Origin of the sequence: Coleofasciculus sp. G2-EDA-02 (assembly GCF_040226375.1) — a bacterium.
Lineage (GTDB): Bacteria > Cyanobacteriota > Cyanobacteriia > Cyanobacteriales > Coleofasciculaceae > Coleofasciculus.
The window spans coordinates 1-12,490 of record NZ_JAVKEW010000021.1 but is presented as its reverse complement, the minus strand read 5'-3'; the positions used below and the strand labels follow the sequence as shown (position 1 = coordinate 12,490).

General features: G+C 44.7%; 9 protein-coding genes. 5 read left to right on the top strand and 4 right to left on the bottom strand.

The features are described 5' to 3' along the window. Positions 1–278 precede the first annotated feature (278 nt). The 3 genes from RLO19_RS01880 to tpiA form a co-directional block, all read right to left on the bottom strand. Positions 279–698, bottom strand: a complete 420-nt coding sequence (locus RLO19_RS01880) for a hypothetical protein (RefSeq protein ID WP_446353331.1) — start codon at positions 696–698, stop codon at positions 279–281. Between the two features lie 575 nt (positions 699–1,273). Further along, positions 1,274–2,122, bottom strand: a complete 849-nt coding sequence (folP, locus tag RLO19_RS01875) for a dihydropteroate synthase (protein WP_446353329.1) — start codon at positions 2,120–2,122, stop codon at positions 1,274–1,276. Positions 2,123–2,185: 63 nt separating this feature from the next. Next, positions 2,186–2,911, bottom strand: coding sequence for a triose-phosphate isomerase (gene tpiA / locus RLO19_RS01870; RefSeq protein ID WP_446353327.1), 726 nt, complete (start codon positions 2,909–2,911; stop codon positions 2,186–2,188). Between the two features lie 290 nt (positions 2,912–3,201). Here tpiA and RLO19_RS01865 point away from each other — a divergent pair, with 290 nt between their 5' ends. The 5 genes from RLO19_RS01865 (at position 3,202) to RLO19_RS01845 (ending at position 8,428) form a co-directional block, all read left to right on the top strand. Beyond that, positions 3,202–4,326 (top strand): N-acetylmuramoyl-L-alanine amidase-like domain-containing protein, encoded by a 1,125-nt coding sequence (locus RLO19_RS01865; protein ID WP_446353325.1) that lies wholly within the window; start codon positions 3,202–3,204, stop codon positions 4,324–4,326. Between the two features lie 129 nt (positions 4,327–4,455). Further along, entirely contained in the window at positions 4,456–5,703 is a 1,248-nt protein-coding gene (locus tag RLO19_RS01860; RefSeq protein ID WP_446353323.1) for a cation:proton antiporter, read from the top strand. A 206-nt stretch (positions 5,704–5,909) separates the two neighbouring features. Continuing rightward, positions 5,910–6,917, top strand: a complete 1,008-nt coding sequence (locus RLO19_RS01855) for a potassium channel family protein (protein ID WP_446353321.1) — start codon at positions 5,910–5,912, stop codon at positions 6,915–6,917. 69 nt (positions 6,918–6,986) lie between these two features. Beyond that, positions 6,987–7,526 carry a DUF421 domain-containing protein gene (locus RLO19_RS01850; protein WP_446353319.1) on the top strand — a complete coding sequence of 180 codons (540 nt, stop codon included), beginning with the start codon at positions 6,987–6,989 and terminating at the stop codon, positions 7,524–7,526. A gap of 257 nt (positions 7,527–7,783) precedes the next feature. Then, complete coding sequence (locus RLO19_RS01845) at positions 7,784–8,428, top strand: hypothetical protein (RefSeq protein WP_446353317.1); 645 nt, start codon at positions 7,784–7,786, stop codon at positions 8,426–8,428. Between the two features lie 154 nt (positions 8,429–8,582). Here the strand turns inward: RLO19_RS01845 and RLO19_RS01840 are convergent, their stop codons facing one another. Further along, on the bottom strand, positions 8,583–11,852 hold the full coding sequence (locus tag RLO19_RS01840; RefSeq protein WP_446353316.1) for a patatin-like protein: 3,270 nt from the start codon (positions 11,850–11,852) through the stop codon (positions 8,583–8,585). Between the last annotated feature and the right edge of the window lie 638 nt (positions 11,853–12,490).

Sequence of the window (12,490 nt, the reverse complement as noted above, 5' to 3'; positions counted from 1 at the left end):
ATGCCACGTTGGGTACTTTCAGCAACGAGAAAGTCCGGAACTAAATCCGGTGATGGTCTTACTCAGCATCAACAGGCAGCCGTCCGCCTCCCGCAGACAGTGATATTTTGTTAGTCCGCTTGGTTAGAGCGGTTTATGGTTGTAGAGACGCGCCATGGCGCGTCTCTACAACTTCTATTTTATAGCGAGTATGACATTTTCTAAGATCTGTTAATCGGAGACAAACGTAGAGACGTTGCAGGTAACGTCTCTACATCGACACCGCCCAATGAAATCGCTTATGAGCGAGGAGACTGCATCTGACGCGCCATCTCCAGGAAACTACTCATACTTGGACCCGGACGCCGCCGACCACTGTTAGCTTTGAGTGGCAATAAGTTGTTTGGCGCAAAGGTGAGTCCTGGTTGAGGCTCGGCTTTGCCATTGCTAGCTGCTGCGGGTATCGCTTGGGGTGCAGCTTTTTGCGGTTTGGCTTCTGGTGCTTTAGCGGCTTTAGCTGCTGGCTTCTTCGCTGCTGGCTTTTTCGCTTCCGCTTCTGGGGCTTTGGTTGCTTTAGCGGGTTCCGGTTTCTTTGCTTCCGGTTCCGATTTGACCGCCCCCGTATCGTCTAGCTCCAAAAAGTAGTCTTTACTTTTTTTTGTTTTCGGAGCCTCTGACGATTGGTCTTTAGATTTCTTGCCATTTAAAAAACCGAACATTTACCGATACTCCTGTCCTTAAAACAACTTAACAAATTTGCCAAATAAAGATAGATGAGAACAAACGACGCTAATGTCTGCCATTTCTGATTGTACAGGCAAAACGCTACCTCAATCAGTTTGGTTAGCTTTTTTTCTTGGGGCTGAACTACGCCAACCGCTTAGCTTAGACTCATAATATCTAAGGCTTTTTTGCTCATTTTACTACTCAATGGGGATTAACTTGTCTGGCAATTGAAGGGTCTTATTTGCCTCATAATTTAAAGGCTTTCAATTTATCATCCAAACTCCAGTAGAGAGGTCAATAACTATTTTTATTTTACCGTTTAATGGTAGTTTTTCGCTAACTCAAATACGGCTTTTGATGACTTGACAGCAATTGATAAGGCTATCCGTACTCCAGGTTGATCTTTTCTGGGATAACGCTGCTCTATACATCGCCGTCAGATTAAAATTATGAGTTTTGAAGGGGGATTAGTGCAAGGTTTCGCTAACTTTCTTTACAAAAATTCACAATCCGACTAAACAAATAGTCTACTGGCGTGACACGACTAAAAAGGTAGCCGCATTGTCTACTACCGCCAAATAGCATCAGCCACCCGACAGACATCGTGCATTTCACAAACGTCGTGAACCCTGAGAATATCAGAGCCTGAAGCAATAGCCGCACAGCAAGCCGCCGCCGTTCCCCAGACTCGTTGCTTGGGGTCAGGTTGGTTAAGAATGCGACCGATAAAACTTTTGCGAGACACTCCGACTAAAATTGGCACACCGAGGGAACGAAAGGCAGAAAGTTGCTGTAGCAGTTGTACATTTTGCTCGGCGGTTTTGGCGAACCCAATACCCGGATCAATGATTAGGCGCGATCGCACAATTCCTGCATTGATAGCCGCCCGAATTTGACCCTCTAGAAACTGGTAGATTTCGTCGATGAGATTGTGATAATCGGTCAGCTTCTGCATCGTTTGGGGGGTTCCCCGGATATGCATCAAAATGATCGGCACTCTCAATTGAGCAACCACAGGAAACATATCCGGGTCAAACGTACCACCGGAAATATCATTGACCATATCCGCACCCACCGCCACAGATTCTTTCGCGACAGAGGCTCTGGTGGTGTCCACGGAGATAGGAACAGACAGCGAGGAACGCACCGCCTTGATCACAGGTAATACACGCTGGAGTTCTGCGGCTGCCGAAACCTCCTCAGCCCCCGGTCGCGTTGATTGTCCGCCAATGTCGAGAATATCCACACCAGCATCTACCAGCCGCTGAGCTTGTGTCAAAGCCGCCTCTGGGGTATTAAACTCCCCCCCATCACTAAAGCTATCCGGCGTCACATTCAAAACGCCCATGAGATAGGTGCGTTCTCCCCAGCAGAAAGAACGATCGCGGATGGTTAGTTGTCCTTTGTCATTCGTCATTTGTCCTTTGTCATACTCGCTTCCCGAAAAGAAGCAAGTTACCCATCAACAATGAACCATGAACTATTCATAATTGACAATTCGGGCAAACCCCCCAGGATCTAGACTGGCTCCCCCGACGAGTACCCCATCAATTTCAGATTGCTTCATAATCTGATCAATATTCGTCGGCTTGACCGAACCCCCGTATTGAATAGGCACATCGGCGACTTTTAGTTGAGAGCGAATCAAACCCATGATCCGATTGGCTTCTGCGGCTTCACAGGTATCCCCTGTACCAATTGCCCAGATCGGTTCATAGGCGATCACGAGTTGCTGCTGATCCACATCCACCAAGCCTTCTATGAGTTGCTTGCTGATGTGAGATTCTGTTTCTCCCTTATCCCGTTGTTGCTTCGTTTCACCGACACAAAGGATGGGAATTAACCCATGACGCTGGGCGGCGAGGAGGCGTTGGTTCACGGTTTCGTCCGTTTCCCCAAAGTGCTGACGCCGTTCACTGTGACCAACTATGACATAACGTAAGCCGAGTTCGGTCAACATCGCTCCAGAAATTTCACCGGTGAAGGCGCCTTCATCTGCCCAGTGGATATTCTGCGCCCCTAGCTGCACACGGCTATTGTGCAGATTTTTGGACATGACTCCCAAGTCTGTAAAGGGAACACACAGAACAACTTCCCGCTCTGGGGGTGTTTGCTCCAGCTTGGGCATAAAGTCTTGTAAAAACTCAGAGGATTCCCTTTGAGTCTTGTACATTTTCCAGTTACCGGCAATGACTATTTTTCGCACAGCTTAAATAAAATCGTCTCAAACTTGATGCATCCTTAAGTTTATAGCCTTGAGGCGCAATTGACAGAGCCAAGTTAGCTGTTTGAGATCACCAATCCTTTTCTAACTCCTACTGCATCAATGGTCTAGCGATCGCGCTTTGGCAAACTGAAAGCAGGAGAGAGATATGTACAGACGTGCCATGGCGCGTCTGGAAGGGGGTAGGGGCGGGTTTTACTCATAATGTTCGTCGATATCTGATAACTTGACTAAACCCGCCCTTCTAAGCCGGGGAAGTAGGAGGAATAATAATGAGAAAAATGTTTGGCTGGGCTTTTGTGGGATTGGTAATTTCTGGCGGTTTTAGGTCAGATCTTGCCTTTCAAGCTCAGGAGTATTATCCTATCCCCGTTAGTCAAGGGACAAATCGTTCTAAAGATACTCCTGGAGGCGGGGAAGCCTGTAGAGACGCAGCATGCGACGTTTTGGAAGTAGAGGACGAGGAACTTATCAAGTATTCTTACTTGTCACGGGATGTGGAAAACCTCTCGGCAAACTTCTCTCCTACCAGGAGAGAGGCTTTGGTTTTTCCCCCTTCCCAGACATTATTGAGCGATACCCAAAATGTCACCGTCTCTGAATCAATGAGTTCTGCAGCTGATGAGATCGAACAGTTTCAACAGGTCATGGAATGGGCAATTGTCCAACACCTGCATGAGCAATCCATGGCTGATATTATACAGGCGATCGCACACCAGTTTTTGGGGACACCCTATAAGGCAGGCTTATTAGACCAGTCAGCAGAAGAAACCTTGGTGGTGACGCTTCAGGAATTTGACTGTGTGCTATTTGTGGAAACAGTACTCGCGATCGCACGAACTATAGCGCGACAGGATTATTCCTATCCCACCTTTGTCACTCATATTCAGGATCAGCGTTACCAAAATGGTCAACTCCATGGCTATTGTAGCCGTTTGCATTATTTCTCAGCCTGGATTCATGACAACCAGAAACGGGGAACAGTCACAAATATTACCCAGGCGTTGGGAGGAATCCCCTTAAATAAGCGGCTTAATTTTATGAGTACCCACCGACACCGTTATCCCCAACTCGTGAATAATCAGGCAAATTACCACTGTATTTTAGAGATGGAAGCTCAGCTCAATGCTGTCTCCTTAGAATATATTCCCACAGATCAGGTTCACCACAGCTATAATCAGTTACAATCTGGAGATATTATCGGCATCGCCACGAATATTGCTGGATTAGATGTTACCCATACCGGATTCATTTATCGCCAGTCAGATGGTGGAATTCGTTTGATTCATGCCTCACCGGCTGGAGCGGTGACGATTTCCTCAGACTTACAGCAGTATGTGGGCAATATCAAGAACGCGATCGGTATTTTAGTCGTTCGTCCGAATGATTTGCGTTAGTGAGTGAGCCAACCTTTCCCTAGGATGAATATCAGGGATTCTCAAAGGATACTTTGAGACGGATTAAAGTACCGCCCCTGCGTGTCTTCTTAGAAAGCTTTTCCCTTTATTAAATAAGGTATTACTTTTGTGGATATCTACATTCTTGCCTTGTTGCTTATTGGCTCACTCCTCCTTTTGGTCACAATGGGTTCAGGCTGGATTAAGCGATTACCTCTTTCTTACGCTCTCATTTACTTAGTTGTTGGAATTTTTCTCGGTCCCCATGGAGTTGATCTGATTCAACTGCAGCTCCGAACCGAATTTTTGGAGCGCGTCACAGAATTTGTTGTAATTGTCTCTCTGTTTAGTTGCGGCTTAAAAATGAATCGCCTTCTGAGACTAAGAGCTTGGAATTCAACAATTCGGCTCATCGCTTTTCTAATGCCGATTTCAATTTTTGCCATAGCAGTAATTAGCCATTGGTTGTTGAGCCTGAACTGGGGAGCCGCTGTTTTGTTGGGGGCAATTCTCGCACCAACTGACCCGGTATTGGCGTCAGAAGTCCAATTGGCACATATAGGAGATAGAGATGAGTTGCGATTTGGTCTGACTTCTGAAGGGGGATTGAACGATGCGTTAGCTTTTCCCTTTGTCTATTTTGGGATTTATTGGTTAGAAAACGACAATTGGCAAGTTTGGTTAAAGCAATGGATTCTTGTTGATTTAATTTGGGCGATCGCGGCTGGAATTGGCATGGGTATTTTGGTCGGAAAGGGAGTTATGAAAATTCAGCATCAGCTCCAAAAATTTCGACCCATTGATGTGTTAATGGAGGACTTCCTTGGTCTGAGTATTATTTTAATAACCTATGCGCTGACAGAACTCATTAACGGTTACGGATTTTTAGCGGTATTCGTTGCTGGGTTAATGGTACAGCGGATTTCTCATAATCATAATCGGCGAATTTCTCAACTGGAATTCACCGAACAACTTGAAAAATTGATGGAAGTGGGAACTATTCTCCTATTAGGTTCCCTCCTGCGAATTGAGCCAATTCTCGAATTCGGTGGCGAAGCCCTTCTCATCGCCGGGTTATTAATTTTTGTCATCCGACCTTTAGGCGCTTGGATTAGCACTATCAACTTAGGTTTTGCTAAGTCACCTCGCTCACGCTTTCACTCCACAACCCGCTGGTTATTTGGTTGGTTTGGCGTTCGAGGAGTCGGCTCCCTCTACTATCTTTCCTATGCTCTTGGCAAGAGTTTAGAGGGAGAATTGGGTGCCAGAATTGCTTGGATAACGTCCATAACTGTTGTACTATCTATCATCATACATGGAATTAGTGCGACTCCTTTAATGAAGTGGTACGAGAAAACTGATCAGGGAAGAAGTTAAAATTCCTGACTGAATAATAGCCCAATTATGTACCCGATTTAGTTTTCAGCAGAACTCGCTGCTCCCTTAGAGACATGACTCATGGAAATACTGTATGCCAAAGGCTCTGGCATTTGAGATTTATGTCTTTGGCTAGATTCGGTAAATTGCGCTTCAGGCAAAAATACACAGGGATGAAGTCTTGCTAGTGGGTGATTAAAGGCGCGGTGAACGTTATACTGTTTATTCTCGGACTGCTCTTGGTGCTTTTATCGCTCGTGGATGCGCTGTGGACAGCCCTATGGGTAGATGGAGGTGCAGGTCCAGTAACCGATCAAATCACCAATGGGGTTTGGTGGGTGATGAGAAAGTTGATTCGCACCAAACGCAATTATTGGCTGAGTTTAGCCGGTCCATTAATCCAAACGGTGACGGTGTTTGTCTGGGTAGGGTTGCTTTGGATGGGATGGGTAATCATGTTTAGTGCTGATCCAAGATCCCTGGTTTATGCCCGTACACCAGAACCACAGCCAAGCACTCTAATCGATCGCATCTATTTTGTTGCCTTCACTATTTCAACGATGGGCAACGGGGATATCTATCCCAGTCGTGGCGGCTGGGAGATTGCTACTTCTTTTACAACGCTGAGTGGTATGTTGCTGATCACGATGGTGGTTAGCTTTTTACTATCTGTAATTGGAGGTGTAACGACTAAACAATCGTTGGCTAGTCAAATTACTGGACTAGGGAATTCTGCCGAAGAGTTCGTTTTGAACATCTGGGATGGCAAAGGGTTTCCCGGACTAGATTTGCAATTAATGTCGATGTCATCACAACTTGGTACACTAACCGAGCAACAGCTTGCTTACCCCATATTGCACCGCTATCATGGTGCAACTCCTAAAGAAGACAGTGCGCCTGCGGTGGCGATTCTAGACGATACGTTGACTATTTTGAGATATGGGCTACAAGAGCCATATCGTCCGGCTCCTGCTTTACTCAAGTCGGCGCGAGCAACCGTTCAGAGCTACCTGAGGACATTAGCATCCGCTTCCATTTATCCTGCCGATAATTTACCGCCCGCTCCTGATCTGACAGCATTGCGCCAAGCTGGGATTCCAGTTGTCAGTGATGAGGAATTTGCGCGATCGCTCGATGATCTCACCCATCGCCGTAAGTTGCTCTTAGGATTAGTTGAACGCAATAGCTTTAAGTGGCCCCATAGTACAGTCTAGCTTTTGCTCCAATACTTTAGAGCCTGATGCCACAACCCAAAAACGTTAAATCAACGATCACTATCTATTATGGACAAAGTTGTTTTCTTTTATGGAGGGATTGAACCGTTAATCCGCATCGTTGTTGTCGGAACCTTAGCCTATGTCAGTTTACTCATCTTGCTGCGGATATCTGGCAAACGTGCGTTAGCTCAGTTGAATGCCTTTGACTTTGTAATTACGATTGCCATCGGTTCTACCCTGGGACGATTAATTACGGCAAAAGGTGTATCGTTAGCTGAAAGTGTCACGGCATTCTTTACGTTACTTTTCTTACAATACCTGGTTTCATGGCTAACTGTTCGATCATCGCCATTCGACAACTTGATCACAGCAAGTCCCTCACTGCTTTACTTTCGAGGTCAATTTTTACGAAAAGCCATGCAAGCGCAACGGGTAACGCAAACACAATTATTAGCCGCCGTGCGTGAAAACAGAATTGCTTCTTTAGATGACGTAGAAGCGATCGTAATGGAATCAGCCGGAACAATCGCTGTTGTCAAAAAGGAAACGGCGGAAGAACTAACTGATGCTTCTGCACTGAGTAATATTCCAAAAATCAACCATTGAAGAACCACCGATTGCTAGTGTTTCGATAGCCTACTGGCGTGACCCAGCTAAAATGATGGATTAGATTTGCAGATTTTATGGGCGCACGCCATGCGCCCCTACAGTTTCTGGATAGAATTCTAATACACTAAATTAGGTGTGCCACGCCACTACAAAGATGAAATCAACTTTATGTGCTAATACAGAGGAAGATACAACTATGCGTATCACTGATTAAGCCGAACCCGGATCGCTAACGTCAAACTATCATACCCACGATGCGACCTGACTTACAGGGACTAGAAATTACCCCAGGAGAACTCAAACATTTGAGTGGAGTAAGCGTTCATACCCTCCTGAAACCCCCAACTCTACCCAAATTTATCGCAGAGATTGCTAAAACCCTTTTGATTATACTCCTGATTAGTTTAACTGGGTTTGTGCTGATACAGGTTTTTCCAGAACATTTGAAGTTATTAATTTCTGTCCCTTCCATTCTTGCCATCACTTTATTCTTAAACGATATTCGCAAAATTGCCATTAGCCGCAAATGTCGCAATTTAGTCAGACTGTTTGAAGATGTCAACCGATTTAATCGGGTGATTAAAGCCATTGATATTAATGATAAAATTGAAGCCGTCGGCAATCCTGGTGTAAGATTAAAAAATCGAGGACAAGTCATTCAGGCACTTCGGTTAACCCGTGACGATATTATTCGAGCTTTGAAAACGGAACGAATTTTGAGAGAAAATGCCAAATTTATCAAATACAATTCTGAACTATTTGATAATAATCTCATGGCATTGACAGCTTTACAAGTTAGCGATCAAGCTACGGAACATGGACGTTTACTTAATGAAGCGTTACAGATTGTTGTGGATGTGCGACAGGAAATGAAAGCGTTACAAAATCGGCACTTATAAACATAAAAGTTTGAATTACTCGTTCCCATTTATAGCAATCGCCATAGAGGTTAGGACACATCTTATGGTAGAGACGTTGCATGCAACGTCTCTACAACAGTTCGGAAAGTCCTAATCGATGTGTCTACTGCTATACTTGACGAATGACGAATGACTAAGACTTTTTCAAAACATACCCTAGTAACCAAAACAATAATATAGCAATGAGAGCGATAGCGGTGGGTATAGGCGAATTGGAGACAGTAATCACCACACTAATAGTCGCAACAAGTAGGAATATTACCTGTAAAATTAATATTAGCGGTCGCTTTCCGATAAAATTGCGACTTTGAAACGCGGCTGGACTTCTCAATTGTAACCACCAATAGACGAGTTGTAATGATTTATTTACAAATTGATAGCTTAAAAGCCCTTGAAGTTTATTCGCACGTCGCTTTCCTAGAGTAGTAATCATAATATCTCGCAGGATTAAAGCCGCACGAGTCGCAAGATTTGCCAGCACAATTCCGGGAATATCTTTTAAAATAGTTTCTTTACCAATCCGGTATTGATTGCGAAAAAAGTCTTCTTTGGCTTGAGGCGAAAACCTACCAATAGCATCTTTGGCTAATTTTCCCGCTGCTAAAGTATTCACCGTTTTCTCAAAATAACCGGGAACGGGTTGATAGCTTGGTGGTTCATCACCGAGTTGAGTCAGCAATCGTTCCACATCATCCGGATCAGTCGGTTTAACCCGCTGGCGATTCCAGGTTAATTGTTCGCTGATTTCATCTTCAATCACGGTTTCTAAGTCAGTCATTAAGATTGATCGATGACCTTCTAACACCAGATCGTCTAAAATAATATGCATCGCTGCATCAGACAGGTTTGGCTCAGCTAATAGGCGAAGATGGGATTTGAGTTTCTGGCGAGTGTTGACTGTGCAATCGGGGAAACAGTCTTGAATGAGTTGTTCGATGTATTCATCTTCTGTACATCCTTCTTTGTGGCTTTGTCGCGCCAAAAAACGTGAAAAATTTTGCACCGATTCACGGGTAACTAAGGCTTCAACAATGCGATTGAGTCCATCCAATCGCCCCCACAACATATCATTGGAACGCCAGGATTTTTTAAAAAATCCGCCAAAAGCTCGAAAGGTATCCCCCGCTAATTTATCATCTAAGGTTTTCCCCTTACCTAAACCTAGCTGAGCATCATCTGGACTAAAGCGAATTGTCTCAATGATATCTTTTTCGGAAAGATTGGTTAAATATTCAAAGGGATAAAGTACCCGATCTAAGTGACAGAAATTTTGATAACGATTGAGAATATCGTCACAATGAATGAGGTTACTATTTTTAATTAATGTTTCTGATGCCTGATCAATTTGATAGAGAATGGAGCAGAAGAGTTCACTACAGTTGTCCAGCTCGCTATCCTGATATTTTTGACTCGACCAAATACGATTAAGGAGTGATGGGTCATTATCGAGTTGGCGAATTTTTTGCTGGAATTGTTCAATAATACTGGAAATCTGTTTTTGCGGTAACCAGTCCCTCGGTTTTTCCTGAAGCTGGTCTAATTCTAATCCTAACTGTTCTGCAGCGGTGGGTAATGTCTTAAAAAAGTTGGCGGGAACGAACTCTAGGCGATTTTGCTCTAAGTTGGATGGGGAGAGGTCATCTAAACCATCTGCATCCCAGAAGAAGCGGTGTAAACGCAAGAGGCGATCATAGACTTGCTTACGCCACTGTTGTTGAATTTCCGAATCCGAATTTTCTAAACTTTTCTCTAGTAAACTGTAGAAGGATTCACTAACTTGAGGATGACTGAGTAATGTATCTAAGGTAAAGCGAATAACTTCTAGCAGTTTAAGTTGTCTATTTAACCGACTGACGAGTAATCGCTGCTTATTATATTCAACGATATCGGTTGTTTCATCGAGATGTTTAAAGAGCTTATCAATAATATAGAAATGCTTCCTCAAGGCATAGTCTATATCAAGATTACGAATTTGCTGACTGGCTTGTTGAAGAATTATGTCTTTACCTTGACGGTCTGTCGGGCTAGTGATACCCGCAATTAGCTGTTGTCCTGTTTTATCTAAAATGACTTTTTTATCCTTCCCTGAAGCCGTGGTTTGCTCTCGATCCATGCGTAAAATCAGGGGGAGGATGCGATCGCGCAAACCAATCAGGCGACTGCGGAGGTAAATCTCTTCATTAACGGTAATTTCGTTAGCTGTACCCGGTTGGGCTGGGTCTTTTGTTTCTACACTGGCGAGTAAGCTATTATAGCGGTAGATTTTATCGTTTTGGGCTTGGATTAACTCCAAATCGTTGCTAATGCTTTCATAAGTAGGGAGTCCGACTAACGCATCCTGAAGCACTTCCCAGGTGCTAGGCTTCGCCATGGCATTAAATTTGGGATTCCCCAAGAAGCGATCGGGATTGGGGTCGATATAAATCAGCTTGCGATCGACGGGACGGTTAGCAGTGCGAAAATAGATATCTTTAATCGTATAACTAAACGGGCGATTATCCAACACTCCACCATCAATAAAATGGAGTTGATAACCCTCTTTTGGTCGTTGTTCGGGTAAGTCACGATTCTCCAATTGTCCCCATTGGATCAGTCGCTGATCGACATCATTTGTATCTTCCTTTAATCCCACAGTAACCGATGGAAAAGCCACCGGAAAGCATGAGGTAATTCGACAGAGTTTTGCCAGGGATTGATAGGTTTGTTCCGGAGTTCGAGTTAAATCTGCTGGGTCACTATTCGGATTAAAGGGTTCGTGGCGTCCTTGACGATGCTTGAGGCGAAAAATCTGGCGGTGATTTTTGACTTCAATGACTTGACCGGTATCGTCAAATACCTGGTAAATGCGTCCCAGCATATCGGTTCCGGTGACGAATAAATCGAGTTCATTAAACTCAGATACCCACTCCCCCTCTGGCGCATCCGTGCGATTATAAATGCCTTTTTCAAACGCTTCCGCTAGGGCTGTTTGATAATACCCCGCACCATCCAAAACCGACTCCCGTTGGGTTTCCTGGGTTGAGGGGTGATGCATTAATTCGCGGATATTCCCACTCTCACGCCAAATTTGCCCAAATTCTTTAAAGTCAACAACCGCGTCTTTGGTGCTATTGGCAAGGGCGTAACTCAGCAACACGCCATTAATACCGCCGGCTGAGGTTCCGGAGAGGATATCCACAACAATATCCGAATCAGTTAGGGCTTTAATCAGCTTATAGATACCTCGACCCCGTACAGCATTATAGAATTCGCGGCAGATACCATTCATATAAATGGCGAGAGAAACACCACCATAAACGACGAGTCCTAAGCGATGTTCGCGACGAAATTCCGGTTTTGGGAGGGGGTGACTAGGGGTAGACATCGTGCGATCGCGGCTTGAGATGAGATATCCCCTATTCATAGCACGTTATGGCTGATTGGGGAAGTTCCCCGACAATTGCATCAGCGCGGGTTTTACCCCGTCGCGCCTATCGGTGACATCCTCTCCCTAAACCTTGCTCTACCTGAATTAGGGCGGGTTTAGTCACATCTTTGGTGCAACCGAAAAGATAATAGTGAAACCCCCATGACACGTTATAACGCAACTTGGTATCATAACAAATCCGGGTTAGCTATCCCCGTTATAACCCAGTCCGCGCAGGCGGACTTTGTTTGTGTAGCAGCGATTTCAATCGCCGTGGCAAAAGGGGGTAATAAAGGCGGATTTGGTATCAATCCCCAAATAAAAAAGAGAGCCACTCTCTCATGCAACTCTCTGGGGTACATCTACTACTCTTATAATCGCCTTGGGGGATTAGGAGTGTCACACTCAGTTTAAGATCAGTAGCACACAGGTAATACTGATCTGTTATTTTTTGCCGAGAGACTATTACAGGCGTTACCCTGACAAGTCAACTTATACCAAGTTGCAGTCTAAGGTAGAATCTGTCATGCTGAGCAAAACGCAGTGAAACGGAGTGACGCGAAGCATCTGCCCAGATTCTGACGCTCGTTCCTCGCTATCGCGCAAGCGTCACGCTTCGCTCTTCCTAGACATGA